This is a genomic window from Pseudomonas sp. IT-P253, from assembly GCF_949768125.1.
Classification (GTDB): Bacteria; Pseudomonadota; Gammaproteobacteria; order Pseudomonadales; family Pseudomonadaceae; genus Aquipseudomonas.
In genome coordinates, this window is the sequence record NZ_CATKPT010000066.1 from 110,786 (window position 1) to 136,802 (window position 26,017).

The following is a 26,017-nucleotide window of genomic DNA, read 5'->3' on the forward strand; positions in this document are numbered from 1 at the left end:
TGATCGGGGCTTTTTCGTTGTGGACTTAAGTGGCTGCCACGGTCAGCGGTCGGGTCAGCCGTTTGTTGAAATCCAGCCATACCGCCAACAACGCCATCAACCCAGCCCCCACCAACGCAGTAAACACTTGCATGGCAAACGCATCGTCGGTCAGGGCATTGAGCATGTCCGCCAGCGGCGCCAGGAGCACACCCAGACAAAAGACTTCCAGCGAATAACGCCCCATCCGACAGCATTGCTGTGCCGGCCAGTTTTGCGTCCAACCGTTTCCGGGCAACAGCCGGGCGGTGACATAGGTCAACGCCAGGAAGTGCAACAGCCGTACCGGCGACAGATCGGTTTTGCTGATCGGGTACAACCAGTCGCTCAGGCGGGCCGGCATCAGGGCATCGTGTATTTGCGGCCACCGCCACGAAACGGTAATCACCCCGGCCACCACCACGTACACCGCTGCGCCGACAAACCAGGGCTGGCGCGCCAGCGGTCGAGTGTCAGGCACGCGTGGCCGCTGCCCATGAATCGCTGCGGCGCCGCCGAGCACAAACAGCAATTGCCAGGTAACGGGGTTGAAGTACCACACGCCGTCCTTGATGGCGGCCAGGTTCCAGCCAAACCATGGGGCGAGCAGGTACACCGTCGTCGACACCGCCACCACCGCCCCGGCCTTGCGCACCAGCATCGGCAGCACCAAGGGCAAACCCGCCAGCAGCACGATGTACAACGGCAGCGGGTCCATCAGGTTCGGTTTGAAGCGCAACAGCAATTCATCCACCAAGGCTTGCTGGGGATTGCTGATGAAATGGTGCAGGCCCATTTCTTCCACCAGGTCCCGGGTTTGCACGTGGCTGTTGGCGAAAAACACGATGCCCATCAGCATCGCCAGCAGGAATATATGCACCACGTAGAGCACCCAGGCGCGGCGCAGAATCTTCACGCAGGCAATCAGGTAACCGTCGCGCTGGAGGACTTTGCCGTAGGCCAGCACCGCTGCGTACCCGGCCAGAAACACGAAAATTTCCGCCGCATCACTGAAGCCGATGTTACGCAGGGTGATTTGGCCGAGCGGGTTGTGAGGCACGTGATCCCAGAAAATGAAGATCAGCGCGAGTCCTCGAAAAAAGTCGATCCGGTGATCGCGTTCAAGTGTCATGACGGCGGGCTCGTGAACGGGTGTTTAAAAAGGAATAACCGAAGGCGCTAATGGAGGCGTGCCGTACATTGGCGGCGCGCAGGGTGGCGTGATTCGTGGGCAATTGCAAAGTCGGGATATTACGGGATGTCTCTTGGAATGGCCGGGTGCGCAACCACTGGTCTGAAACGTTGTCAGGCCTGTGATTTCTGACAGTAGACAGGTTCAAAGTTTTATGACGGGTTCGTGCCGCGCTTTCAGACAGGAGAATCACCATGAGGCTCTTGTGGAAAGGGTTTTCCAGGTACACGGTGATCGGGGTCGCCAACACCCTGATTCACTGGCAAATCTTTTTCCTGCTGAGTGTGGCGGCTGACCTCAGTCAGGCAGTGAGCAACCTGTCCGCCTTCTGTGTTGCCGCCTCATTCTCTTACTGCATGAACGCGCTTTATACCTTCGACGCCAAGGCAACGCCCCGCGGGTATCTGCTGTTTTTGGGGGCCATGGGAGCGCTGAGTCTGGGTATTGGCCATCTGGGAGACGTATGGAAACTACACGGCTTGCTGACAGTGGCTATATTTTCGGCACTGAGCCTCGTGTTTGGTTTTCTGTTTTCAAAGTACGTGGTGTTTCGCGAGCGTGACGAATGAAAGTCTCGTTGATTGTTCCGGTATTCAATGAAGAGCAGGCGATCAGCCTGTTTTACCTGGCGGTGCGCCAAGAGTTGAAACTTGAGCGCGCCGAGGTCGAAATCGTGTTCATCAACGATGGCAGTTCTGACCGCACGGCGGAGCAGGTCAAAGCGCTGGCGCAAGCCGATGACCAGGTGATGCTGATTAACTTCTCGCGAAACTTCGGCAAGGAACCGGCGCTGTTCGCCGGCCTGGAATATGCCACCGGCGATGCGGTGATCCCTATGGACGTGGACCTGCAGGACCCGATCAGTGTCATCCCGTTGCTGATTGAAAAATGGCAAAAAGGCGCCGATGTGGTGCTCGCCAAGCGCCGCGATCGCACCACCGACGGGTACCTCAAACGCCAAAGTGCCGCGCTGTTCTACCATGTGCTGAATCGAATCGCTTACACCCGGATCGAAGAAAACGTCGGCGACTTCCGGCTCATGGACCGCAAGGTGGTCAACGTGATTCGCGCACTGCCCGAGCATCAGTTATTCATGAAGGGCGTGCTGTCATGGGCGGGGTTCAACACCGTGGTGGTGGAATATGAGCGAGCGGAGCGTGTAGCGGGCACCAGCAAATTCAACGGCTGGAAGCTCTGGAACCTGGCGCTGGAAGGCGTGACGTCGTTCAGCACCGTGCCGTTGCGTTTATGGACATACGTCGGCGGCAGTATTTCGCTCTTTGCGGTGCTCTACGCGGTGTACATGGTGCTGGACAAGATTTTCTTCGGTAACAGCGTGCCCGGTTACCCCTCGTTGATGACGGCCATTCTGTTTCTCGGCGGCGTACAGCTGATCGGCATCGGGATACTCGGTGAGTACGTCGGTCGGATCTACATCGAAGCCAAGCATCGGCCGCGCTATGTGGTGAAAGACGTCGTCGGTGGCAAAGACCGGCTAGGGCTTTAGCATGGGCAGGTTCAGCGATTTTCTCGTCAAAGAACTCGGACGCCGCCAGGTCTTCCTGTTTTTTCTGCTCGCGACCCTTGTGTATGTCGTACCGCTGATGCTCGCGGACTTTGCCTATATCGATGACAACTGGCGTTCCCTGTCGGCCGGAATGGCTTGGGCCCAGGAGGGCCGACTGTTTGCCGAGCTGTTTTACAAGCTGCTTACGTTCAGCAATGCCGCCCCGAACATCTACCCATTACCGCTGTTGATCGCCACGCTGGCCATGGCCTCGGCATTGACCAGCCTGACGTTTCATTACGACCCGCAGCCGACGATTTCCCATTGTCTGGTGGTGTTGCCGCTGTGGTACAACCCGTTTTTCCTGCAAAACCTGACGTATCAATACGATGGCCCCGTCATGGCCTTGAGCCTGGTCGCGGTGATCTACGCGATTACGTATCGTCATCCCTCACGCATCCTACAGTGGCTGGTGCCTTCTTTCCTGGTGGCGCTGGCGCTGGGGCTCTATCAAATCAGCCTCAATGTGTTTCTGGGCTTGTGTTGCCTGGAGCTGCTCAGGGCCGCCAATGATCGGTTGGCCTGGGCGCAATGGCGCGACTTGATCGGCTGGAAAGTCGCCCAGATCGTGCTCGCCTGGCTGATCTACTCGGCCAGTGCTTACCCGTACATGAGGCATAATCGCACGGCGTTGTTGAATTGGACGGCGGCACCTTTGCTGCAACTTCAAATCAACATCGAGCGAGTGCTGGAAAAAGTCGTGCTGCTGTTTCATGGCGGATTTGCCTGGGTGTTCGCCGTGCTGTTGCTGTGTGCTCTGGCCGGCGCTGTGCGCTTTGGCCTGAATGTGCTGCAGCGTCAGGACACAGGGGTGAGGAAAGGGCTGATCGCGTTGGGGTGTTTGCTGACATTGCCCGCCGTGGTGGTGCTGGTGTCGGGTGTCGCGCTGTTTTTCCAGGATTTCAATGAAGGCGCCAGGACACTGATGGGCTTCGGGGTCCTGTTGGTGCTGTTGTTCTATTTGAGCCATCTGGCGCTGGCCCGCCTCCACACGCGGCTGCCACTGTTATTGGTGGTGCCTTTGCTGGCGATGCTTTCGTTGTCGTACGCCTATGGCCGAGTGCTGACGATGCAGAAAACCTTCGCCACCAGCGCGCTACTGAGTCTTGAGTACGACATTGCGTCCCACCGAGAACTGCGTGAAGCCAGACGTATTTATATGTCGGTGACGTATTCCGATCACTGGCTGGTGGGGGCGGCGGGTTCATTCAAGCAGATGCCGGTATTGCACTACTTGCTGAACATCGACTTTTACCTGCTGGCCGAGGACCTGCCGAAAGTGGGCATCACCAACGTGGTGGCGGAGAAGGAGCGACGTAACGCGACCCGGGTCGGTTATCTGAGTTATCCACCGCTGTTAGAGACCCCGTACTACCGGATTTATGTGCTGGGTGATTACGGTTTTATCGTCTTTAAGGAACCGGCCCCGATCAAGTCGCTTCACTGGTAAAGCGCGATGACTGGGGCCGTCGGGGTCAGGCCGCTGCGACCTCATTAGGTTCAAAACTGTCCGCTCGTGCCATTTGCCACATCCGCGAGTAAAACTCGCCATTCACTTCACCGGTCAGTAATTCCCCCGGTTTCAGGAACACATGCAACTGCGAGAACAGTTTGATCTCGGTGGCTGACATGCGCCGAACCAAATGCTTGGCAGACAACTGGGACGGATGATCAAGCCCCGCGGCAGCCAGCATTTCGGCCAAAGCCTTCAGCGTGTTGCGGTGGAAGTTGAACACGCGCTGGGCTTTGTCCGGTACCACCAGCGCGCGTTGGCGCAGGGTGTCCTGTGTGGCAACGCCGGTCGGGCATTTGTTGGTGTGGCAGCTTTGTGACTGGATGCAGCCGATGGCGAACATGAAGCCGCGCGCCGAATTGGCCCAGTCGGCGCCAATGGCCAGGACGCTGGCGATGTCGAAGGCGCTGACGATTTTGCCGCTGGCGCCGAGTTTGATCTTGTCTCGCAGGTTCAGGCCCACCAGCGTGTTGTGCACGAACAGCAGGCCTTCGCGCATCGGCACGCCGATGTGGTCGGTGAATTCCACGGGTGCGGCACCGGTGCCGCCTTCCTTGCCGTCGACGACGATGAAGTCCGGGAGGATGCCGGTTTCCAGCATGGCCTTGGCGATGCCCATGAATTCCCACGGGTGGCCAAGGCAGAACTTGAAGCCCACCGGTTTGCCGCCAGACAGTTCACGCAATTGCTGGATGAACTGCATCAGTTCGATCGGCGTGGAAAAGGCACTGTGCCGAGACGGCGAGATGCAGTCTTCGCCCATCAGGATGCCGCGGGTTTCAGCGATTTCCCGGGTGACTTTGTGCTTGGGCAGAATGCCGCCGTGGCCCGGTTTGGCGCCTTGGCTCATCTTGATTTCGATCATCCGCACTTGGGGTGTCTGCGCTTGTGCGGCGAAGCGTTGCGGGTCAAATCGGCCGTCAGCCGTGCGGCAGCCGAAATAGCCACTGCCCAGTTCCCAGGTCAGGTCGCCGCCGTTTTCCCGGTGATATTCACTGATGCTGCCTTCACCGGTGTCATGGGCGAAGTTGCCGAGTTTGGCGCCCTGGTTCAACGCGCGAATCGCGTTGGCGCTGAGGGAGCCGAAGCTCATGGCCGAGATGTTGAACACCGACGCCGAGTACGGCTGCGTGCATTGCGGGCCGCCGACGATCACCCGAAAACTGTCGGGATCACTTAACGGTGCCGGGCGCATGGAATGGCCGATGAATTCGAAACCCGACTGATACACGTCGATGAGCGTACCGAACGGTTTGTCGGCGCTTTCATTTTTGGCTCGGGAGTAAACCAGCGAACGCTGGGCCCGGGAAAAGGGCAGGGCGTCGCTGTCGGACTCGAGCAGGTATTGGCGGATTTCCGGGCGAATACCCTCCACCAGATAACGGATATTGCCCAGGATCGGGTAGTTGCGGCGCACCGCGTGGGGGATCTGCAGCAGATCGAAAAGACCGATCAGACTCAAAACGCCGGTCACGGCGGTGATCGGCCAGAGCCAGTCGTTTTCCAGGAAGGGCAGGCTGGCGAGGGTGAAAATCACACAGACGGCAAAGAAGGCGTAGCGGCTCAGGAGTGACAGGCTCATACGGTTTCCTTGGGTTCGGACTCGGTTGTGTTCGGAACACCTATCTCTGTAGGAGCGAAGCTTGCTCGCGAAAGCGGTGTGTCAGCCAACATCAATGTTGAATGTAATGGCCTCTTCGCGAGCAAGCTTCGCTCCTACAGGAACGTGTTGGCTCAGGCATTTTGTGCCTGGAGAAAAATCGAAAACAGCTCGGACTGGGATTTGATCCCCAGTTTGCTGTACATGTGTTTCTTATGGACTTTCACGGTTTCGACAGCGATTTCCAGCTTGCGGGCGATTTCCTTACCGGAGCAACCGCTGAGCATCAAGCGCCCGACGTCCAGCTCCCGGGCGGTCAATTGCGCGCCTTTGAGTTGCTGCACCGAGGCTTCCAGTTGCACCCGCCAGTCGGGCAGTGGTGGTGCGGGCGCGAGGGCCACCACTTCGTTGATTTCATAAGGCTGGCGCTGGCGCAACAGGCCCAGCACCCAGGGCTGGATCAGTGACAGCAAGGCAATTTGCTGACCACTGAAGCGCTGCTTGCTACCCAATGACAGGCACAACGTGCGGTCCCCTTCGAGCAGGCAATTGAACTGGATTTCATCGGCCACCACATTCAGACGAAAGTAGCGCTGGTAATACTCCGTCAATTCGAAGTGCTCCGGGGCCACTTCCGACAAACGATAGAGCCCGGTGCGCGACTGCTCGCGGCAGGCGATGTAGAACGGGTCGAGCAGGTACAAGCCGCGCAGGTAATCCTGAAATAACTGATCGGGGCTGCCGTCCTCGCCCGGGCATTCGGCGAACACTTGCGGGCGTTGATCGGCGCTGAAAAGCAGCGCCACCCAGCTGTCGAAGGTCACGTACTGATCCAGCAATCGCACCAGCTGCGTCCAGAAATTGGGCTTGTCCAGGGCGTCGATCAGTTGCCCGACCGAGCGGTGCCAGGCGATGTCGTCCAACGAGAGTGTCATGCATCTACCCCTATCGTGTTACCCCAGCGGCGTGATTCCCCGGCCGGTTGCTTGCTGCGCATACTGGCGCACAGACAACAACCGGGCAATCTTTCTACCGCCCGTCCCATAACAAGGAATACCCATGAAAGTCGAACTAGCCCAGTTGGCGGGCCGTGACAACGGCACTGCGTACAACCTCGAACGCGCTCTGGCGGCGATTGCGGCCTGCGCCACCGACACGCAACTGATCGTCTTCCCGGAAACCCACCTGATGGGCTTTCCCACCGCTGAAACCGTGGCCCGGACCGCCGAACCGCTGGACGGGCCCACCGTCAGCGCGGTGCTGGCGGCTGTCCGTGAACGCAACATCGCCGTGGTGATCGGTATGGCCGAGAACGACAACGGCCGCTTTTACAACACCACGCTGCTGATGACTCCCGAAGGGATCGCGCTGAAATACCGCAAGACGCACCTATGGGCATCGGATCGCGGCGTGTTCGAGGCCGGCGACCGTTACTCCACGTGTGAGTGGAACGGTGTGCGGATCGGCCTGTTGATCTGCTACGACATCGAATTTCCGGAAACCGCCCGCGCCCTGGCGCAACTGGGCGCCGAATGGCTGATTGTCACCAACGGCAACATGGACCCTTACGGCCCGACACACCGCACCGCGATCATGGCCAGGGCACAAGAAAATCAGGCGTTCGCGTTGATGGTCAATCGGGTGGAAGCGGGCGATGACGGGGTGATGTTTGCGGGCGGCAGTGCGCTGGTGGATCCGTTGGGTACGCTGCTGTTCGAAGCCTGCCGGGATGAAGGGCAGTTTGCGGTTGAGCTGGACTTCAGCCAGTTGGCGGCGGCACGCAAGGACTATCGGTATCTGGATGATCAGCGGCTGAAGTTGCCGGGGGAGATTGTCGAGCATGCATCAGGATTGCGTGAGCTGCTGATTCCTTCGTACTGATCCGGATTTCGCATTGCTCTGAATGACCTCATCGCGAGCAAGCTCGCTCCCACAGGGGGATCTTCAGCGGACACAAAATGTGTGAACGACAGCAATCAAATGTGGGAGCGAGCCTGCTCGCGAAGGCGGTGTGTCAGTCACTATCAATGTTGACGGACATGGCCCCTTCGCGAGCAGGCTCGCACACATTTTGAATTGTGTTCAGGTCGCTGATTTTGTTTGGTGCACCGGTAGCTCAACCCTGAAGGTGGTCCCCACGCCCACTTCACTGCGCACCGTAATATCCCCACGATGTTTTTTTACGATGCCATAGGACAGGGACAACCCCAGCCCTGTCCCCTGGCCCACCGGTTTGGTGGTGAAGAACGGGTCGAAGATTTTCAGCAGGCTGTCCGGTGCAATGCCGGAGCCGGTGTCTGCGACCTCGATCCACACCGTTTCAGCTTCAAGCCCGGTGCGCAGGGTAAGGGTGCCGCGTTCCGGGCCGATGGCCTGAGAGGCGTTGACGATCAGGTTCATGATCACCTGATTGATTTGCGAAGGCAGGCATTCGATGTCGGGCAGGTCTTGAAATTCCTTGAGCACATCGGCCTTGTATTTGAGTTCGTTGGCGACAATGTTCAAGGTCGATTCGATGCCCTGTTGCAGATTGGCCCACTGCCATTCCTGATTGGAGTCCGCCCGGGAGAAGTCCTTCAGATCCTTGACGATCTGCCCGACCCGGTTGATGCCGTCCTTGGATTCCTTGATCAGCAGCGGGATGTCCTCGCGAAGAAATTCCAACTCGACCCGTTCGCGCAGTTGGTTCAAACGCTCGATGAGCTCGCGGGAGCCGATCGCTTCTTCCGCATCGCGATAGGCGTCGAGCATTTCCTGCAGTTGTTTAAAGTAGCCATCCAGGGTGCCGAGGTTGGAGGAAATGAAGCCGATGGGGTTGTTGATTTCATGGGCGACGCCAGCCGCGAGTTGCCCCAATGAGGCGAGTTTCTCCGATTGAACCAACTGACTTTCAAGCTGTTTGCGCTCGTCGATTTCCCGCTGCAACTCAATGCTGGCGTCTGTGAGCTGGCGGGTTCGGCGTTCGACCATCTGCCCTAAATGGTCCATCTGCACGCTGGCCCGTTCGGTCATGTCCCATTTGGTCAACAGGGTGTTGGCCATCTGCTGGACTTCAATGTTGTCGAACGGTTTTTTCAGAATCAGCAGCCGGTCATGCGCTTTCAAGCGGTCCAGCAGTTCATCCCAGGAATAGTCGGAATAGGCGGTGCACACCACCACTTGCAGGCGCGGGTCGGCCTGCCACAAATGTTCGATGGTTTGCGCACCGTCCCAGCCCTCGGGCATGCGCATGTCGACGAAGGCCAGGGCGTAGGGGCAGTTTTCCTGTAAGGCCCACTTGAGTTTGCCCAGTCCCTCCTGCCCGCCGTACGCCGAATCCAGTTCGAACAGAACGCTGGCGGCCTTCGCTTCGCTGCCGAACAGCGTGGCCTCCATCTCGTCCAGTTCAACGGTCTGCTCCGGCAGGGGCGTGAGAATCTTGCGGAAGTCCACGTGAATGGACGGCGTGTCGTCGATCAATAGAATGCGTCGGTTCGAAAGCTCGCTCATGCTTCCTCCGGTACGGTTTGCAGCGGGATCTGCAACGTGAACAGCGCGCCCTTACCCGGTCCGTCGCTATGGGCGGTGAGGTGACCGCTCATTTCGATGGCGGCCAGGGCGCAGCTGTGCAGGCCGAAGCCGTGGCCTTCCTTGCGGGTGGTAAACCCGTGGGCAAAGATCCGCGTCATGTTTTCCTCGGCGATGCCTTCGCCGTCGTCCTTGACGCTGACTTGCAGGGTTGTGTCGTCGACGATCTGGACCCCCAGAGTCATTTGCCGCGGACGGTTGCTGAGGTCGGACATGGCGTATTTGGCGTTGCTGATCAGGTTGATCAGGATCAGCAACAGCCGGTGCTTGTCGCCCATGACTTGCGGCACATCGCTGTACTCTTTGATCACCGTGACGTGGTGCCGGGTCAGTGCGCCGGAGTTCATGCGCAGGGCGTCCTCCAGCAAATCGCAGATATGCAGCGGTTCCATCAGACTGTTGGCGCCCGCGTAGGACTGCTGGGTGGAGACGATGTCCTTGATGTGGTCCACACTTTTTGTCAGCTGGGCCAGTTCGTCGGTCATGCTTTGTTGCTCCAGGGCAATCGCCTCCACCAGTTGATTCAGGTAACCCGGTAGCAACTTGCCTTTCGCGTCCTCGGTCAGAAAGGTCCCGAGGTCACCTTGATGGTCGTTGATCAGTTGCATGGCCTTGCCCAGGCCTTGTGCCTTGCTGCCGCGCAGTTTGCGGGTCACCAGCTCGGCCGAAATGTTCACACTGTTGAGGACGTTGCCGACGTTGTGCAACACATTGGTCGCGATCTCGGCCATGCCGGCCTGGCGTGCGGTGTCGAGCAGTTCGCTCTGGGTGTCCTTGAGTTCGCGGGTGCGCTCTTCAACCCGTAGCTCCAGGTCTTCATTGGCGGTTTGCAGGGCTTTGTTGACGCGATTGATCACGGTGAAACTGCGCATCAGGTGAATCGCCAGGTACACCAGCAACAGCACCAACAGTACGGAAAACACCAGCATGTAGAAGTGATAACGCTGATAGACCGTGTCGGCCTGCTGCTGGTCGGTGTTCAGCAGGTTGGTAATGTCGTCCAGGCGTTCGGCCACGGGAACGGCTTCGATGTTTTCCAGTAACCGGTTGACGACTGGCTGCTCACGCAGGATCAGTGAAATGTGATTGCTCAGAATTTCGATCGGTATATGGAACTGTTCAGGCAGACGCTGTTCGTTCACCCCCAGTTTGTTCAGCCCGAGCAGGATGTCGGCGGCTTTGTCGTCGGAGGTGACCTGAGCGAACTCCAGGCCGCTGAGCAGCAAGTCATACGTGTCGGTGGCGATGTTCTGAAGTTGCAGTTTGTCGCCATCCATCAACCGGGTCAGCTGTTGCTGAATGTCGTCCTCGGCGGTGGGCAGGAACGCCAGCGAGTTGCGCAGCACGGCGTTGTGAGACTTGAACTGCTCCACCAGGCGGGTCTTTTCCTGAATGGCGGTCAGGTACGCATCATGGCTGTCGCGCCAGATAGGCGAGTCGTTGCGGCCATGGTTCGACTCGATCGTGTCGAACCGCTCCCAAAGGCCCGTTATCTCGGTCAGTGGTGAGACCAACGGATCGTAGTTGTGACTGATGGCGATCCTGGCCTTGAGGATCTCGGTTTCCCATTGTGCGTTCAGCTGCTTGATCCGGCCGATCAAGTCCCGGGATTCGGTGTAGGTCGTCGTCTGGTTCGAGCTGGATTTGAGGTACAGGAACAGCAGCACCGAAGCCAGTATCAGGGCCACGACGCCTAGCAACGCCAGGTTGCGGCGGTTAGTCGTTTTCATAAGGGCTTGCCTCCCCATTCACCGGTCAGGGTCTTGAGGAATTTGATGATCAGCGTCTTGTCGTCGGCAGAGGGAATACGGCCGAGCTGGAACTTGAACATTACGTCCACCGCGTCCTCGAGGGTTGCGGCCGAACCATCGTGAAAATACGGCGCGGTCACGGCGACGTTGCGCAGGCTCGGGACCTTGAACACGTTGCGGTCCTCTTCGTCCTTGGTGACCAGATAGCGGCCCAGGTCGGCTTCGGTGGGGTTACCCCGGGCCTCGAAGTAGTCGCCCATGACCCCGAACTTCTGGAACATGTTGCCGCCGATGTTGACGCCCTGATGGCAGGCGATGCAGCCGTAGTCCTTGAAGCGTTGGTAGCCGTATTTCTCGTCGAGGGTGAGGATGTCGGTATTGCCTTGCAGGTATTGGTCAAAGCGCGAGTTGGCGCTGATCAGCGTGCGTTCATAGGTGGCCAGGGCATTCTGCACATTGTTCATGGTCACGCCGTCCGGGTAGGCGTTGGCAAACGAGGTTTGATACGCCGTATCGGCGGTCAGCATCTGCACCACGTGCTCCCAGTTACTGCCCATTTCACTGGGGCTCTGCACCACGGCGTGGACTTGGGTTTCCAGGGTATCGGCGCGGCCGTTCCAGAATTGCCGGAAGTTCAGACTGGCGTTGAACACGCTGGGGGTGTTGATCGTCACCGGAAGGCCGGCGAAGCCGATGGAAAACGTCTTGTTGTCGGCACCGCCGTTTTCCAGTCGATGGCAACTGGCGCAAGACAGACTGCCATTGACTGACAAGCGTGTCTCGTTGAACAACTGGCGGCCGAGTTCGACCCGCAGTGGATTTTGCCGGGGCACTGTCGGCAGCGGTTTGAGCGGTTCATCCAGCGGTGCGGCGCCAGCGCTCAGGCAGAGCCCGAACAACGGCGCCAGCAGCAGACGGTGAAAGGAGGGCGACATCCGATGATTCCTTGGCAAAGGGCCTGTGTGTCGTTGCGTATCGTTCACGTGGCTGTGGATGAAGAGGACTTCACCGATCCCAGATACCGGACGAAGGCGTCCGGCTCCACCGCTTTGCTGAAGTAGTAACCCTGGCCTTCCTCGCATTGATGAGCCTTGAGGAAATCCAGTTGTTCGAGGGTTTCCACCCCTTCGGCAATGATGGTCAACTTGAGGCTCCGGCCCAAACTGATGATGGCGCTGACCAGGGCAGCGTCGTTGCTGTCGCTGCTTAAACCGCGAATGAACGACTGGTCGATTTTCAGCACGTCGACAGGAAAACGCCGCAAGTAACTCAGGCTGGAATAACCGGTCCCGAAGTCATCGATGGCCAGTCGAACGCCCATGACTTTGAGCCGGGTCAGCGCGTTCACTGTGGTATCGATGTTCTGCATTAACACGCCTTCGGTGATTTCCAGTTCCAGCAAGGCCGGCTCCAGACCGGTTTCTTTGAGTATCCGTTCGATGCCGTCGACAAAGTCCTGCTGACGGAAATCGATGGCCGACATATTCACCGACATACAGATCTTCGGTAGCCCCGCGGCCTGCCAGGCGCAGGCTTGTCGGCACGCCTCGGCCAGCACCCATTTACTCAATGGCACGATCAAACCGCTGTCTTCGGCGACACTGATGAAATCCGATGGGTAGACCAGGCCATGCCCCGGTTTTTGCCAGCGAATCAGCGCCTCGGCACCGACCACCTGGCCACTGCCCAGGTCCAGTTTTGGCTGGTAATGCAGGACAAATTCGTTGCGCTCCAGCGCCAGGCGAATGCCGCTCTCGATGCTTTGCTGATCCCGGGCGCGCTGGTTCATCTCGTCAATGAAAAAACGGAATTCGTTCGGGCCGCTTTCCTTGACGTTGCGCATCGCGGTTTCGGCTTTCTTGATCAGCGCGATGGCATCGAAGCCGTCGTCCGGGTAAATGCTGATGCCCAGGCTGGCGGTCACGCTCAGGTCGTGGCCGGCAATGTGCTGGGGGACGCGGATGGCGTTCAAGAGCTTTTCGGCGATGCCCTTGGTTTGCTGGGGGTGGTGGACGTCGGCGAGGATCACCACGAATTCATCGGAGCCGTAGCGGAACACAGAATCGGACTCGCGCACCGTTGCCACCAGGTTGCGCCCGACCTGTTTAAGCATTTCGTCACCGGCCGGATGGCCCAGGGCATTGTTGATGCGCTTGAAGCGATCGAGGCCCAGAAACATCACGGCCAGTTGTTTGTCATGACGCCGGGACAGGGCCAGGGACTGGTTCAACCGGTCACCGAGCAACGTGCTGTTGGGCAGCTCGGTCAGTACGTCGTACTGTAACAGGTGCGATACCTTGAGCAGCTCGTGGACCCGCGCCTCAATGGTTTGCTCCAGGCTCAGGACCTTCATCGCCGCGTCCTGCGCCATCTGCCATTTCCAGGTCAGGGCACTGGCCATCTGGCGGATTTCCAGGCTGTCGAAGGGCTTTTTCAGCACCAGCAACTGGTCGCCGAACTCCAGCCTTTCGGCCATGTCTTCCCAGGTGTAATCGGAATGGGCCGTGCACAGCGCGATTTGCAGGTGAGGGTCGGCCTTCCACAATTGTTCGATGGTGTCCAGGCCGTCCCAGCCCGGTGGCATGCGCATGTCGGTGAACGCCATGGCATAGGGGCGACCTTCGGCCAGTGCGCGCTTGACCAGTTCGAGGGCTTCCTGCCCCTGATAGGCCGAGTCGAGCTGGAACGTCAGCCGATCAATCTGCACGGTGCCGAACAGGGCTTCTTCCGCGCCGGCCAGGGTTTGTTCACCCTGAGTTTCAGCACCGAGAATCTTGCGAAAATCCTGATGAATCGAGGGCGTGTCGTCGATGATCAGGATGCGCCGGTTGGTCTGCACGAAAGGCATTCTCATCCTTTACCCTCCGTGGAGCGCACCGGATTGTTCAGGGTCGGCCCGAAGTCTTGATTCGGGGGCACGATGCTGCCGGCCTTCAGCAGCTCGGCGGCCTGCTGGCTGCTGACCGCTTTGCTGAAGAAGTAACCCTGGGCGTTCATCGGTGAACCGGTGGCCATCAGCGAGCTGCGCTGCTCCTGGGTTTCGACGCCCTCGGCAATGATGCCAATTCCGACGTCACGGGCGAAGTTGATGATGGCGCGCAGGGTGTTGGCGCTGGCCGGATCACGGGCGGCGGTGTGGATGAAGGCCTGAGCAAGTTTCAGGTGATTGACCTGGTAGGTCTTGAGGTAGTCGAACGAGGAATACTCGGTGCCGAAGTCGTCGATGGCGATCTTCACCCCCAGCTCACGCAGGCGCGGCAGCACATCGTTGTGGGTCCATTTGGTCTGGGCCAGCGTCGCTTCGGTGACGTCGAAGCGCAGGTCCCAGGGGCAGAGCTCCCAGCGCGCGGTGGTGCGCAGCACGTCATAGATCAGTTCCGTGCCACTCTTGAGTTGGGCCAGGGACACCTTGATCGCAATCACCGGCGGCGCCATGCCTTCGTCACGCCATTGGCGCATTTGCTGACAGGCGCGATCCAGCACCCAGTGACCGAGGGCGACGATGGTGCCGGTCTTTTCCGCAGCAGGCAGGAACGCAGGGGCTTCCAGTAAACCGCGCTCAGGGTGGTTCCAGCTGACCTGAGCTTCCATACCGAGGATTTTGCCGCTGCTAAGGTCCACTTCCGGCCAGTAATGCAGTTCGAGTTCTTCGCGTTCGATGGCCGCTCTCAATTCGCTGGCGATGGTCATGCGTTCGACCACCTCCCGATTGATCTCCTCGGAGTGGAAGTGGTACTGGTTGCGACCCTTTTCCTTGGAGCGATACAGCGCCATGTCAGCCTGAGTCAGCAGGCCGTCGGCGCTGGTGCTTTCCGGGGTGCAGCTGCTGATGCCGATACTCACCGAGACACGTACATTATTGCCGGCCAGGGAGTAGGGCAGCACCAGCGTATCGCGGATCTTGGCGGCCAGGGCGGCGGATTGGGTCGGGTCACCGACGTCCAGCTGCAAGATCGCGAACTCGTCACCGCCGAGGCGGGCCACCACATCGTTTTCGCGGACACAGGCCTTGATCCGGCGCGCAACCTCTTGCAGCAACAGGTCGCCCACCGTATGGCCGAGGGTATCGTTGATGCGTTTGAAGTGATCCAGGTCCAGGTAAAACATGGCGAACGGTGCCGCCCCCCGACGAGCGGCGGCGAAAGCCTGGTGCAACCGTTCGATCAGCGTCGCACGATTGGTCAGTCCGGTGAGCCCGTCGGTGCGGGCCAGCAAGGCGATTTTTTCCTCGGCCAGTTTGCGTTCGGTGATGTCAATGATGATGCCTTCGACTTCCAGCAAGCGGCCTTCATCGTCGCGCACCGGGATGTAGCGGTTTTCGACCCAGCGCCAGGCCCCTTCGCCCGTGCGCATCCGAAACTCGATGGAGGCGCCTGCCGCATGACGGTCCAGCACCCGGGCCATGGCGGTGTCGACCTTCGTTTGATCATCGGGATGGATCAGTTCCTGGGCCCAGTTGGCCGAGGCCACGAGGTTCGCTGCGATGTGACCGTATTTGGTGATGTTGTGCGAGATGTACATCAGCGGAAACGATGGCTCGCCCCGCAGCCGATACAGAATGGTCGGGCTGTTCTGCACAATGATGTTGGCATCGGACAGTTCGCGGGTGCGCTCCTCGACCGCTTGTTCCAGCAGCGACATTTTCAGCGCTGCGTCTTCGGTCATTTGCCACTTGGCGGTCAGTGCACTGGCCATCTGGCGGATTTCGATGGCATCGAAGGGCTTTTTGAGAATCAGCAGGCGATCGCCCAGTTCCAGGCGTTCGTCGATGTCTTCCCAGGAATAGTCGGAATAAGCAGTGCAAAGTGCCACTTGCAGCTTGGGATCGACCTGCCACAGCCGTGCGATGGTTTCCAGCCCGTCCCAGCCCGGCGGCATGCGCATGTCGATGAAGGCCATTGCGTAGGGCATATCGTTGGCCAGCGCCGTCTCGACCTTGTCCAGGGCTTCGAGTCCCTGAAGCGCCGAGTCGAGTATGAAACCTTGCAGCGACAGCGCCGCAGGGGTGCCGAACAGGGCGTTTTCGGCGCTGATCAGACTGTCGTCATCGATCGATGGCGGACTGAGGATCTTGGCGAAGTCCGCATGAATCGAAGCCGTGTCATCGACGATAAGAATCCGCCGGTTGGTCCGCGCCAGCAGCGCATTTATCGACATACGCCGGTACCGGCAGCAGTGTGGTGCGGTGTTCTCATAGAGGGCTTCCTTTCCCTGATCTGGCTGAACTTACAGATTATGGATCCGAGTTAGCTGAGCATAGCCCTCTGTCCGGCACTTCGTGCAACTGAATGAGCTGAATCATTTCCGCTGGCGTGCTAAAAATCCTCTAGCCTGTAGGTCAGGCTCCGACAATAGGGGATGTTTGTCGGGGCCAGCCATAACGATGTGCCCGTTTCACTTGAGGTGACGCCATGGAAGAGCAACTCCCTACGACTTTGAACGATAAACCCAAAGTGCTGCTGGTCGATGACGAGGAGTCAATCCTCAACAGCCTGCGTCGCCTGTTACGCGGCCAGCCCTACGAGGTGCTGCTGGCCACCAGCGGTGCCCAGGCGCTGGAGATCATGGCGCAACAGTCCATCGACCTGGTGATGACCGACGCACGCATGCCCAACATGGACGGCGCCACGCTGCTGGCCCACATCCATCGGCTTTACCCGACGACCACCCGCATTCTGCTCACGGGCTACGCGGACATGCCGACGATCATCAAAGCCATCAACGAAGGGCAGATTCACCGTTACATCAGCAAACCCTGGAACGACGAGGAAATGCTCCTGACCTTGCGCCAGGCCCTGGCTCATCAACATTCCGAGCGCGAACGCCAGCGCCTGGAGAAATTGACCCGGCTGCAGAATGACCAGTTGAAGTCGCTCAACTTCACCCTGGAAAAACACGTCGCCGCCCGCACCTGCGAACTCCAGCAGACCGCCGACATGCTCGACCTGGCCTACGAAGAGCTCAAGCACAGCTATGTCACCGGCACCGAGGTGTTCTCGCTGCTGGCCAACCTGCGCTTGCCACCAGCCAAACAGACCAACCGCCAGATCATCGAACTGGTGCGGGTCTACTGCAAAGTTCATGGCCTGGACGAGGGCACCAGTCGCGACCTGGCCATGGCCGCCGCGCTCTACAACATTGGCAAGCTGAGCTGGACCGACAGCATGATGACCACCCCCGCGGACCTGCTGCACTACAACGATCGGGAGCACTATCGCGGTTATCCCAAGCAGAGCGAATCGCTATTGATGACGCTCGACCCGATGAAAGATGCCGCCCATTTGATTCTTCATCACCAGGAGCGCTGGGATGGCAGCGGCTTTCCCGACCGGCTCAAGGGCGAGGCGATTCCGTTCGGTTCACGCCTGCTGAAACTGGCGGTGGATTTCATCGAGTTGCAGCGCGGGCTGATCCTTGAGCGGCTGATGAACAGCGATGAAGCGCTGGTCTACATCCGCAGCTATGCCGGGCGACTCTACGATCCCGAGCTGGTGGAGGATTTCATCAAGGTCTGTGCCGCGTACCTGAGCGATGTCTCGTTGGCCGATCCGTCGGTCAAGGTGCTGACCACACGGGAAGTGACGGCGGGCATGATCCTGGCGCGCAACCTCAATGCCGACAACGGCATGCTGCTGCTCAATGCCGGCAAGGTGTTGAATGGGCCGCTGGTGGAGAAGTTGATCGCCTTCGAAGCCATGGAAGGTGCGAAATACAGCATTTTTGTGAAGGTGCCGGAAGAAGTAAGCGGCGCGATTCTCGAGGCGGGTTAGTTTTTCCAGTCGCTGCGCCTCCCCTGTGGGAGCGAGCTTGCTCGCGATAGCGGTTCAACATTCAACATCTATATTGACTGACACTCCGCCATCGCGAGCAAGCTCGCTCCCACAAGGGTTGGGCACTGCTCTGTAAGATTTTTTCGGCGTGACGAGGCGCCAACTCTCATGTGATCCTTGCGCCTTTCCCCCAAGGCCAACCCTGATCCATGACCCTTTCATCCGCTGCTTCGCCCCGCCTCATCCGCATCGCCGCCGCCCTGTTGATCGGCCCGGACGGTCGCACGTTGTTGGTCCGCAAGCGCGGCACCGAAGCCTTCATGCAACCCGGCGGCAAGATCGAAGCCCATGAGCAACCGGTTCACGCGCTGGCCCGTGAACTGGAAGAAGAGTTGGGCCTGATCATCGATCCGGCACACGCCACCTATCTCGGGCAATTCTCGGCACCGGCCGCCAACGAGCCGGGTTTTGTCGTCCAGGCCGAACTTTTTCAGCTGACGATCGATTCGCACGTATCACCTGCGGCGGAGATCGAAGAGGTGCGCTGGATTGACCCGGCCACCGACGGTGATATCACGCTGGCGCCATTGACACGGGACCTGATCCTGCCGTTTTATCGAGCCTCGTTAACCGCGACCGCTTGATCATCTCTGGACTAAAGGACTGCCCATGATCCCGCTTCAAGACGTGCTGATTTTCGCCGCTGCCGCATTGTTGATGGTGCTGACGCCGGGGCCGAACATGATTTACCTGATCTCCCGTTCGATCTGCCAGGGGCGCAAGGCCGGAGTGACCTCGTTGCTCGGTGTGGTCGCGGGTTTTTTCGTGCATCTGTTCGCGGCCGCCGCCGGTTTGACCGCCGTGTTCATGGCAGTGCCGATAGCGTACGAAGTGTTGAAGTGGGCCGGTGCGCTGTACCTGATATGGCTGGCCTGGCAAGCGGTCAAGCCGGGTGCGCGCTCACCGTTCGAAGCGCAGCAGTTAGCGCCGGATTCGTCGCGCAAGCTGATCACCATGGGTTTTCTGACCAGCGCGCTGAACCCGAAGATCGCGGTGTTTTATCTGTCGGTGTTTCCCCAGTTCATCACGCCTGAGCACGGTTCGGTGTTTACCCAAAGCGTCACCCTCGGCCTGACACAGATCAGCGTCAGTTTCTGCGTCAACCTGCTGATTGCGCTGTTTGCGGCGAGCATCGCCTCCTGGTTCGTCAACAACCCGACCTGGCTGGCGTTGCAGCGTTACTTCATGGGCTTTGTCCTGTCTGCGCTGGCGGTGCGCCTGATGCTTGAGCAACGAAGGATGGCTTGAACATGTGGATCGAACAGCTGGACGCCAGCCATGCCCTGGACTATCGGGCGCTGATGCTCGAAGCCTATGACCTGCATCCCCAGGCGTTTACCTCCAGCGTACGCGAGCGCGCCGTGATGCCGCTGAGCTGGTGGGAATCGCGCCTGACCGGCAAGCTGGATGTGGTACTCGGGGCGTTTGAAGAGGGCAAGCTGGCGGGCATTGTCGGGCTGGCCTTTGAGTCTCGGGAAAAGGCCCGGCACAAAGTGACCCTGTTTGGCATGTACGTGTCCGGCAAGGTTCGACAGCGTGGGCTCGGTTATCAACTGGTGCAAGCGGCTCTGAAGCAAGCACAGACCCATCCAGGCCTGAAGCTGATCCAGCTGACTGTCACGGCCGGCAACGAAGCCGCGTTAAACCTCTACCAGCGCTGCGGCTTCATCCAGTTCGGCCTCGAACCGCTGGCCGTGCGCGTGGGCGAAGACTACTTCGATAAAATTCACATGTGGCGCGAACTCACCGCCTGACTTACGACGAACGCCCACTCGGTGTAGCAGCTGCCGAAGGCTGCTACAAATCGTGTGGGCGAAGTGATCAGCGCACGGCGCTGACACCGTCCAGTGTCGAGAACGAGGTGTCCTTGGCTGTCAGCAAAAAGTCGCGCATGTACGGTGCATCCAGCATGTCGGCGCGAATCCCCGCATACAGCGTCGCAAACAATCCTTTCTCACCCAGTCGCTTGGCTTTCACGTAACCCCGTGAGCTGTATTCATGCAACGCCCAATGGGGCATGCCGCACACGCCGCGACCGCTGGCCACCAGTTGCATCATCATCACCGACAGTTCCGACGTGCGGACTTGAGCCGGTTCAATGTCTGCAGGTTCAAGGAAGCGGGTAAAAATATCCAGTCGGTCACGTTCTACCGGGTAAGTGATCAGCGTTTCCGTGAGCAGGTCTTCCGGGACGATGTAGGCCTTGCTCGCCAAACGGTGCTGGTTGGCCACTGCGAGCATTGCTTCGTAGGTGAACAACGGTACATAAGTGATCCCCGCCAGTTCCAGCGGGTCGGACGTCACCACCAGGTCCAGATCACCACGAGCCAGCGCCGGCAGTGGGGCGAAGGAAAAGCCCGAGGCCAGGTCCAGCTCGACTTCCGGCCAGGCATCGCGGAACTGGTCGATGGTCGGCATCAGCCATTGAAAGCAACTGTGGCACTCGATCGCCATGTGCAAGCGCCCGGCGGTGCCTCCGGCCAGCCGCGCAATATCGCGCTCGGCGCCACGTAGCAGCGGCAGGGTAGCGTCGGCCAGTTGCAGCAGGCGCAAACCGGCGCTGGTGAAACGCACCGGTTTGGTCTTGCGCACGAACAGCGGCATGCCCATGCGCTCCTCCAGCTCCTTGAACTGGTGGGACAGGGCGGACTGCGTCAGGTGCAGCCGGTCGGCGGCATCGACCAGGCTATCGGCTTCGCGCAAGGCGTGCAGGGTCTTCAGGTGACGTATTTCAAGCACCGGATGGCTCCATGAGGAAAACTTGTGATCAACACGAAAAGGTTGAGTTTGTCTCATGGGGGGGAGGCTGTCGACAATGGCGCCATGTTTTACACCATCTTTGATAGAGAGCATTCACCATGGCCCAGGCCCACACATTTGGTTTCCCACGCATCGGCGCAGACCGCGAACCGAGCTGGGGGCCGCTGTTCGACAACGTCGAAGAAGCCAAGGCCCCGGGCCATACCGTCAAACCGGTGATCCTCGGTCCGCTGACTTACCTGTGGCAGGGCAAGGCCAAAGGCGACGACTTCGACAAGCTCGACCTGCTGGAGCGTCTGCTACCGGTGTACAACGAAATGCTCGGTCGCCTCGCGGCGCAAGGCGTGGAATGGGTGCAGATCGACGAGCCGATCCTGTCCCTGGACCTGCCACAAGCCTGGAAAAACGCCTTCGAGCGCGCTTACCACATCCTTCAATACTCACCGCTGAAAAAACTGGTGGCGACCTGCTTCAGTGGCCTGGAAGCCAACCTCGGGCTGGTCGTCGGTTTGCCGGTGCAGGGCTTGCACATCGACGCGGTGCGCGCACCGGACCAGCTGGTCCAGGTGCTGGACCGTCTGCCGATCTACAAGATTCTCTCGGTGGGGTTGGTCAACGCTCGTGACGACTGGCGCTGCGAACTGCAGCCCGTGCTGGCGCAACTGCCATTTGCCCGGGAGCGCTTTGGCGACAACCTGTGGGTCAGCCGCTCCAGTTCGCTGCTGCACAGCCCAGTGGACCTGGATTGCGAAGACAAACTCGACCCGGAACTGAAAAGCTGGCTCGCCTTTGCCGTGCAACAGTGTGGCGAAACCGCCGTGCTGCCCGATGCCCTGGCTTGAAGCCGCAGTGTCTGCGGCGCATCACCTCCAAGCCTGAGGCACGACCTGGTTAACGCATCGACCACTCAGCGACATTCATCAAACTGTCACGCAACTGTGGCAGCGCGCTTGAACAAACTTCATCAGACTCGCGCTCTACTGGGGTTCTGCGTTTCGGTGTTTTTCATGCGTACGTCTTTTTTATCAAGGGCTGTTTTTCTGGCCGCATTGTTGTTTAGCCTGCCGTCGTTGGCGGCGTCTCGTTGTGATGTCAATGTTCCGACCGAGCGGGCTGACCTGGCGCAGGTGAGCCTCGCGTATCAGAGCATCGGTCGTGCGTCGGACCCTGCATTGTTGCTGGTGATGGGCTTGGGCGGGCAGTTGATCCACTGGCCGGACGAAGTCGTCGTAGCCCTGTGTCAGCAGGGTTTTCGGGTAATTCGTTATGACAATCGCGATGTGGGCCTCTCGACCTGGCGGCAAGCCCCCGTCGAGGCCAACCTGACCTTCGAAGTGCTGCGCTACAAGTTGGGTTTGCCGGTGTCAGCGCCGTACACCCTCACCGACATGGCGGACGATGCGTTCGGATTGATGGATGCCTTGCACGTCGAGCAATTCCATGTGCTGGGCGCCAGCATGGGGGGGATGATCGCCCAGCACATGGCGGCCATGGCCCCGCAGCGTGTGGAAAGCCTGACCTTGATCATGACCAGTTCCGGGGCCGAAGGGCTGCCGGCGCCGAGTGCGGCGTTGTTGCAGTTGCTTGCGCGCCGGGGAGCGCCGAGTCGCGAAGTGGCCCTGGAACAACAAGCCGACTTGCTTGCGGCGCTGGGCAGTCCGACGGTCAGCGATGATCGGCAGGCGCTGCTGCAACAGGCGGCGCTGTCCTATGACCGGGCATTCAACCCCGAAGGCGTGAAGCGCCAGATCATGGCGATCCTCGCCGAGCCGAGCCGGGTGGCGCTGCTCAATAAGCTGCGCGTGCCGACCCTGGTGGTCCACGGCACGGCCGATCCGCTACTGCCCGTGATGCACGGCGTACACCTGGCGGCGCATATCCGTGGCAGTCAGTTGAAGCTGATTCCGGGGTTGGCCCATCGTTTCCAGGAGGCGTTCAAGGCGCCTTTGCTGGCGGCGGTGTTGCCTTATTTGCAGGCTCATCGCGAAGACACGTCCCATTGGGCGCAGATTGATCCAGTTGCCGAACACAACCTTCTTTAACCCCCCAAAAGTCCAATGTGGGAGCGAGCCTGCTCGCGAAGGCGGCGTATCAGCCAGCATCAATGCTGAATGTGAAACCGTATTCGTCGGAACGCCGCCCGGAGCAGGCTCGCTCCCACAAGGGATCTGCTCCGGTGTATCGTTCGAGTTTTGCGGCCCGTGTTGAGCCTGCGAGGTGTGTGATGAGTACCCCCTTGAAAATCGATTTCGTCAGCGACGTGTCCTGCCCCTGGTGCGTCGTCGGCTTGTATGGCCTGACCGGGGCCCTGGATCAACTGGGTGACGAAGTGCAGGCAGAGATTCGTTTTCAGCCCTTCGAACTGAATCCGAAAATGGGCCCTGAAGGCCAGAACATAACCGAGCACATCACTGAGAAGTACGGCTCGACGCCCGAGCAGTCGCAGAAAAACCGCGAGATGATCCGCGCGCGTGGCGCCGAGGTCGGGTTTGCTTTTCGCACCGACGGCAACAGCCGTATCTACAACACCTTCGATGCTCATCGTTTGTTGTACTGGGCGGGGCTGGAAGGGTTGCAGTTCAATCTCAAGGAAGCCTTGTTCAAGGCGTACTTCACCGAGGGCGGCAATCCGTCCGACCCCGCTCAGCTGGCGCAGATTGCGCAAAGTGTTGGCCTGGACCGCCAGCGAGCCGAGGCGATTCTGGCGTCGGACGAGTTCGCCAAAGAAGTGCGTGAGGAAGAGCAGTTGTGGCTGTCCCGTGGCGTGAGTTCGGTACCGACCGTGGTCTTCAATGGACAATACGCGGTCAGTGGCGGGCAACCGGTGGAAGCGTTTGTCGGGGCGATTCGGCAAATCATCAGTGAGGTGAAGGGCGGAACGGTCAGCTGACGGATTTCAGTCGGTAAAAAGTGATGGTTTTTTTGTGGCGAGGGAGCTTGTCGGAACGCCGCCCCGCCCCGCTGGAGTGCGCAGCAGTCCCATTTTTGGGGCCGCTACACAGCCCAGAGGGAGCAATGGTTTCTTTCATTCAAATAATCGAATCGATATCCAGTGTATAGGGCTCCCCAATGGCACGGCCGCAGATCGAAGCCAACAACGCGTCGTCATCCGTACTCTTCGGTGCCATGGCCAACTGCTCAGCGACCTGGTTTTCTGGATGTGCCTGCCAGCGCGACAGGTTTTCCGCCAATTGTTCGGGTTGCTCTGCAAGCGTTCCGTAAACATCTTGTTTGGCCACACTCAGGCTCCGAAGTGTCGCCAATCGAGTGCGTGTTGTATGTATCTTGTAGATCTCACGATTGATTGCATCGAGCGTCTTTTCTTGGGTGCGCACATAGGCGTCCGAGCGCGCCGGCAGGTCATTTCGTTTACTGCGCAACTGCTCGGTAACTCGTTCCAGCGCAAGCCCTACCCATCTAAACTCTTCCTCGGTGACCCGCGAACGTTTCGACTCGTGCGCTTCTTGCCAACGCCGCAGAGCCGCCCAGCATGCTGGAACGTACCCGCCCACCATCGAGTGATGACCCGCATTGAAGAGTTGAGTCAGCAACGACGGCCGCTCCGGCAGTCCGTTTGTTTGCTGGAGCGCGACCGTGCAGGCCGCATGCTGGGTGATGGTGTCGCAGCCCGGTTCCCACAGGATTGAGGACATTTTCTGACGACCAAACTCCACCGGCATGGCGTGATACAACTTGCCGTGATGTTCGTAAGGCTCGTCCGTCCAGTTGGTGATACCTGCCACGAACACCGACAGGCCGGCGGGTACGTTGACGAAGGTCAGCGCCGCCCCGGCCCCGAAGACGCCGGCCTTGGTGTTCATCCAGGTACCGGGCACGCTCGGCACCGGGTCGTTGTGGTTGACCATGCGGTAATGCACCAAGGCCGCGGCACCTTTGGCGAAGTTGGCGTCACCGGCGCGGGGGGAGCCGTAGGTGTAGAGCTGTATGTTGTAGCCTTCCGGCCTGCGACGCAGCATTTCCGAGAGTAGCAATGCTACGGCGCCACCCAGGCTGTGGCCGCAGATCAGGAGCTTTTGTCCTGCATAAAATTTGTCGAGGTAATTAACGACGAATTCGTAGGCTTTCTGCGCGGCTTCGTAGAAACCACGATGCACTTTGCTGTCGGTGTCTTCAAATGGCACTTGGAATGCATCGGCGTCGCGAAGGCCATCCGCCATAAGTTCGTAGGTGCCACGTATTGCGATCAGTATCAGTTCGTCGTGGTGCGTGATGAAGGCTTGGGTATCGGTAGTTCCTTTCTCATCAGTATCGTCGAGAAAGTGAATGTTGGCGGGGTGTTCCTGATCGCCCTTCAGCTCAGGGTTGTTGACTGTGTAGAGGCCCGGATCGAATGGCACGATTTCCAAACGTTTGGAATACGGCACATCCTCGTACAGCGGGTAGTAAGGTTTTGTTTGAGTCGAATCGACCTGCCACAGTTCATCGAACTTGGCCAATGCATCACCGAACCAGTTCCCTACACTCGGTTGAAGTGGGAAGTTCACAGGGGCTTTTTCTATGGGCGGTTTTGCAGGTCTCTGGCCAAAGGGGCAGTAGCTCAAGGTGGCCATCAAAGCGAGTTGATACAGGTTGAGCGCACAGAACTCGGGACCGGTGGAGAGCATCGGACGCAAGGCCCGCAGTGGCCGCACTTCCAGCACGGTGTGTTGTTGTGGCAACAGGGCCACGCCAAACGCGCCATGTTTGCCCATGAGCTTTGTCCTTCCCGTGTTATGCGGGTAAGGGAGATAAACCTCAGGAGGCAAATGCGAGACATGCTGGACCAGATGCCGCACTTCCACCTCGAAGAACTCGCCAGCGCAGGCTTGTGCGGGATTTTCCCTGGGGCGTGTTGAGTGGTTGTTCAGATAGCGGGTTTGTTCGGCGCGGACTTGGAGTTCGGTGATTTTGAGGGGGTAATGTGGTCTTGTTATAAGGTCTTTATAGGGTTGCTCATCGCCTTGGTACTTTTGATCAACGGTGAGCGCAATGGGCCCCGCAAAGTGATTCGTAATTTTAGCTGTACCAGTGATATCCAGATAGCCACTATATTTCTGGCCTTCCGAATCTACCGCGGTATAGACCAATCCAGCATAAGGTTCTCCAGAGCCGTACTCATCGACCAACTGAAAACTGGTCCATTTACCTTGTATGGGACAGGCGAGCACACGGCTGCTCAACCGTGATTCCAACTCTTTTTCCAATGACGTCATGTCAAA

The 26,017-nt window shown here is 59.0% G+C and carries 20 protein-coding genes and 1 pseudogene; 11 read left to right on the forward strand and 10 right to left on the reverse strand.

The window, feature by feature from the left end; all coding sequences use genetic code 11:
- Positions 1-25: 25 nt before the first annotated feature.
- Complete coding sequence (locus ACM6IR_RS24495; RefSeq protein ID WP_414910064.1) at positions 26-1,150, reverse strand: OpgC family protein; 1,125 nt, start codon at positions 1,148-1,150, stop codon at positions 26-28.
- A 254-nt stretch (positions 1,151-1,404) separates the two neighbouring features.
- On the opposite strand from ACM6IR_RS24495, the gene ACM6IR_RS24500 reads away from it, so the two are divergent.
- Genes ACM6IR_RS24500 through ACM6IR_RS24510 form a run of 3 tightly spaced genes read left to right on the forward strand, consistent with a single transcriptional unit; the run spans position 1,405 to position 4,227 of the window.
- Positions 1,405-1,779, forward strand: a complete 375-nt coding sequence (locus ACM6IR_RS24500; protein WP_414910065.1) for a GtrA family protein — start codon at positions 1,405-1,407, stop codon at positions 1,777-1,779.
- Positions 1,776-2,717, forward strand: coding sequence for a glycosyltransferase family 2 protein (locus ACM6IR_RS24505; RefSeq protein WP_414910066.1), 942 nt, complete (start codon positions 1,776-1,778; stop codon positions 2,715-2,717). The genes ACM6IR_RS24500 and ACM6IR_RS24505 overlap by 4 nt, the downstream gene beginning before the upstream one ends.
- A gap of 1 nt (position 2,718) precedes the next feature.
- Positions 2,719-4,227, forward strand: coding sequence for a glucosyltransferase domain-containing protein (locus ACM6IR_RS24510; RefSeq protein ID WP_414910067.1), 1,509 nt, complete (start codon positions 2,719-2,721; stop codon positions 4,225-4,227).
- A 25-nt stretch (positions 4,228-4,252) separates the two neighbouring features.
- Here ACM6IR_RS24510 and ACM6IR_RS24515 read toward each other — a convergent pair whose 3' ends face one another.
- Positions 4,253-5,872 carry an FMN-binding glutamate synthase family protein gene (locus ACM6IR_RS24515; RefSeq protein WP_414910068.1) on the reverse strand — a complete coding sequence of 540 codons (1,620 nt, stop codon included), beginning with the start codon at positions 5,870-5,872 and terminating at the stop codon, positions 4,253-4,255.
- A gap of 152 nt (positions 5,873-6,024) precedes the next feature.
- Positions 6,025-6,825, reverse strand: a complete 801-nt coding sequence (locus ACM6IR_RS24520) for a response regulator transcription factor (protein WP_414910069.1) — start codon at positions 6,823-6,825, stop codon at positions 6,025-6,027.
- A 124-nt stretch (positions 6,826-6,949) separates the two neighbouring features.
- Between ACM6IR_RS24520 and ACM6IR_RS24525 the strand changes: the two genes are divergently transcribed.
- Complete coding sequence (locus tag ACM6IR_RS24525) at positions 6,950-7,771, forward strand: carbon-nitrogen hydrolase family protein (RefSeq protein WP_414910070.1); 822 nt, start codon at positions 6,950-6,952, stop codon at positions 7,769-7,771.
- 201 nt (positions 7,772-7,972) lie between these two features.
- On the opposite strand, the gene ACM6IR_RS24530 is transcribed toward ACM6IR_RS24525, so the two are convergent.
- Genes ACM6IR_RS24530 through ACM6IR_RS24550 form a run of 5 tightly spaced genes read right to left on the reverse strand, consistent with a single transcriptional unit; the run spans position 7,973 to position 16,365 of the window.
- On the reverse strand, positions 7,973-9,379 hold the full coding sequence (locus ACM6IR_RS24530) for an ATP-binding protein (protein ID WP_414910071.1): 1,407 nt from the start codon (positions 9,377-9,379) through the stop codon (positions 7,973-7,975).
- Positions 9,376-11,187, reverse strand: a complete 1,812-nt coding sequence (locus ACM6IR_RS24535) for a DAHL domain-containing protein (protein WP_414910072.1) — start codon at positions 11,185-11,187, stop codon at positions 9,376-9,378. Before ACM6IR_RS24535 ends, ACM6IR_RS24530 begins: the two co-directional genes overlap by 4 nt.
- The gene (locus tag ACM6IR_RS24540) at positions 11,184-12,143 is read right to left on the reverse strand and encodes a cytochrome-c peroxidase (protein WP_414910073.1); all 960 of its coding nucleotides are present in this window, start codon (positions 12,141-12,143) and stop codon (positions 11,184-11,186) included. Before ACM6IR_RS24540 ends, ACM6IR_RS24535 begins: the two co-directional genes overlap by 4 nt.
- A 44-nt stretch (positions 12,144-12,187) precedes the next feature.
- Positions 12,188-14,062 carry a putative bifunctional diguanylate cyclase/phosphodiesterase gene (locus ACM6IR_RS24545; RefSeq protein ID WP_414910074.1) on the reverse strand — a complete coding sequence of 625 codons (1,875 nt, stop codon included), beginning with the start codon at positions 14,060-14,062 and terminating at the stop codon, positions 12,188-12,190.
- Positions 14,059-16,365, reverse strand: a complete 2,307-nt coding sequence (locus ACM6IR_RS24550; RefSeq protein ID WP_414910075.1) for an EAL domain-containing protein — start codon at positions 16,363-16,365, stop codon at positions 14,059-14,061. The genes ACM6IR_RS24545 and ACM6IR_RS24550 overlap by 4 nt, the downstream gene beginning before the upstream one ends.
- A 254-nt stretch (positions 16,366-16,619) precedes the next feature.
- Between ACM6IR_RS24550 and ACM6IR_RS24555 the strand changes: the two genes are divergently transcribed.
- The 4 genes from ACM6IR_RS24555 to ACM6IR_RS24570 all read left to right on the forward strand — a co-directional run bounded on the left by ACM6IR_RS24555 (position 16,620) and on the right by ACM6IR_RS24570 (position 19,792).
- Positions 16,620-17,978, forward strand: coding sequence for an HD domain-containing phosphohydrolase (locus tag ACM6IR_RS24555; protein WP_414910076.1), 1,359 nt, complete (start codon positions 16,620-16,622; stop codon positions 17,976-17,978).
- A 209-nt stretch (positions 17,979-18,187) separates the two neighbouring features.
- Positions 18,188-18,622: an NUDIX hydrolase gene (locus ACM6IR_RS24560; RefSeq protein ID WP_414910077.1), complete on the forward strand. Its 435-nt coding sequence runs from the start codon at positions 18,188-18,190 to the stop codon at positions 18,620-18,622.
- A 25-nt stretch (positions 18,623-18,647) separates the two neighbouring features.
- On the forward strand, positions 18,648-19,286 hold the full coding sequence (locus ACM6IR_RS24565) for a LysE family translocator (protein WP_414910078.1): 639 nt from the start codon (positions 18,648-18,650) through the stop codon (positions 19,284-19,286).
- A 2-nt stretch (positions 19,287-19,288) separates the two neighbouring features.
- Positions 19,289-19,792 (forward strand): GNAT family N-acetyltransferase, encoded by a 504-nt coding sequence (locus tag ACM6IR_RS24570; RefSeq protein WP_414910079.1) that lies wholly within the window; start codon positions 19,289-19,291, stop codon positions 19,790-19,792.
- A gap of 67 nt (positions 19,793-19,859) precedes the next feature.
- Here the strand turns inward: ACM6IR_RS24570 and metR are convergent, their stop codons facing one another.
- Positions 19,860-20,777, reverse strand: coding sequence for a transcriptional regulator MetR (metR, locus tag ACM6IR_RS24575; RefSeq protein ID WP_414910080.1), 918 nt, complete (start codon positions 20,775-20,777; stop codon positions 19,860-19,862).
- Between the two features lie 173 nt (positions 20,778-20,950).
- On the opposite strand from metR, the pseudogene ACM6IR_RS24580 reads away from it, so the two are divergent.
- From ACM6IR_RS24580 to ACM6IR_RS24590, 3 genes and pseudogenes are all read left to right on the forward strand, one after another.
- Positions 20,951-21,634: pseudogene (locus ACM6IR_RS24580) on the forward strand (5-methyltetrahydropteroyltriglutamate--homocysteine S-methyltransferase); the annotation flags it as partial.
- A 171-nt stretch (positions 21,635-21,805) separates the two neighbouring features.
- Positions 21,806-22,840: an alpha/beta fold hydrolase gene (locus ACM6IR_RS24585; RefSeq protein WP_414910081.1), complete on the forward strand. Its 1,035-nt coding sequence runs from the start codon at positions 21,806-21,808 to the stop codon at positions 22,838-22,840.
- 182 nt (positions 22,841-23,022) lie between these two features.
- The gene (locus tag ACM6IR_RS24590) at positions 23,023-23,688 is read left to right on the forward strand and encodes a DsbA family oxidoreductase (RefSeq protein ID WP_414910082.1); all 666 of its coding nucleotides are present in this window, start codon (positions 23,023-23,025) and stop codon (positions 23,686-23,688) included.
- A 139-nt stretch (positions 23,689-23,827) separates the two neighbouring features.
- Here the strand turns inward: ACM6IR_RS24590 and ACM6IR_RS24595 are convergent, their stop codons facing one another.
- Positions 23,828-26,011, reverse strand: a complete 2,184-nt coding sequence (locus ACM6IR_RS24595) for a lipase family protein (RefSeq protein WP_414910083.1) — start codon at positions 26,009-26,011, stop codon at positions 23,828-23,830.
- Positions 26,012-26,017: the final 6 nt, after the last annotated feature.

Bases quoted from the DNA above. Each gene is read 5' to 3' on its own strand.
- ACM6IR_RS24495 (WP_414910064.1), bottom strand. From the start codon at position 1,150: ATGACACTTGAACGCGATCACCGGATCGACTTTTTTCGAGGACTCGCG.
- ACM6IR_RS24535 (WP_414910072.1), bottom strand. From the start codon at position 11,187: ATGAAAACGACTAACCGCCGCAACCTGGCGTTGCTAGGCGTCGTGGCC.
- ACM6IR_RS24550 (WP_414910075.1), bottom strand. From the start codon at position 16,365: ATGTCGATAAATGCGCTGCTGGCGCGGACCAACCGGCGGATTCTTATC.
- ACM6IR_RS24530 (WP_414910071.1), bottom strand. From the start codon at position 9,379: ATGAGCGAGCTTTCGAACCGACGCATTCTATTGATCGACGACACGCCG.
- ACM6IR_RS24500 (WP_414910065.1), top strand. From the start codon at position 1,405: ATGAGGCTCTTGTGGAAAGGGTTTTCCAGGTACACGGTGATCGGGGTC.
- ACM6IR_RS24555 (WP_414910076.1), top strand. From the start codon at position 16,620: ATGGAAGAGCAACTCCCTACGACTTTGAACGATAAACCCAAAGTGCTG.
- ACM6IR_RS24590 (WP_414910082.1), top strand. From the start codon at position 23,023: ATGAGTACCCCCTTGAAAATCGATTTCGTCAGCGACGTGTCCTGCCCC.
- ACM6IR_RS24560 (WP_414910077.1), top strand. From the start codon at position 18,188: ATGACCCTTTCATCCGCTGCTTCGCCCCGCCTCATCCGCATCGCCGCC.
- ACM6IR_RS24585 (WP_414910081.1), top strand. From the start codon at position 21,806: ATGCGTACGTCTTTTTTATCAAGGGCTGTTTTTCTGGCCGCATTGTTG.
- ACM6IR_RS24510 (WP_414910067.1), top strand. From the start codon at position 2,719: ATGGGCAGGTTCAGCGATTTTCTCGTCAAAGAACTCGGACGCCGCCAG.
- ACM6IR_RS24520 (WP_414910069.1), bottom strand. From the start codon at position 6,825: ATGACACTCTCGTTGGACGACATCGCCTGGCACCGCTCGGTCGGGCAA.
- ACM6IR_RS24515 (WP_414910068.1), bottom strand. From the start codon at position 5,872: ATGAGCCTGTCACTCCTGAGCCGCTACGCCTTCTTTGCCGTCTGTGTG.
- ACM6IR_RS24545 (WP_414910074.1), bottom strand. From the start codon at position 14,062: ATGAGAATGCCTTTCGTGCAGACCAACCGGCGCATCCTGATCATCGAC.
- ACM6IR_RS24505 (WP_414910066.1), top strand. From the start codon at position 1,776: ATGAAAGTCTCGTTGATTGTTCCGGTATTCAATGAAGAGCAGGCGATC.
- ACM6IR_RS24565 (WP_414910078.1), top strand. From the start codon at position 18,648: ATGATCCCGCTTCAAGACGTGCTGATTTTCGCCGCTGCCGCATTGTTG.
- ACM6IR_RS24595 (WP_414910083.1), bottom strand. From the start codon at position 26,011: ATGACGTCATTGGAAAAAGAGTTGGAATCACGGTTGAGCAGCCGTGTG.
- ACM6IR_RS24540 (WP_414910073.1), bottom strand. From the start codon at position 12,143: ATGTCGCCCTCCTTTCACCGTCTGCTGCTGGCGCCGTTGTTCGGGCTC.
- ACM6IR_RS24525 (WP_414910070.1), top strand. From the start codon at position 6,950: ATGAAAGTCGAACTAGCCCAGTTGGCGGGCCGTGACAACGGCACTGCG.
- ACM6IR_RS24570 (WP_414910079.1), top strand. From the start codon at position 19,289: ATGTGGATCGAACAGCTGGACGCCAGCCATGCCCTGGACTATCGGGCG.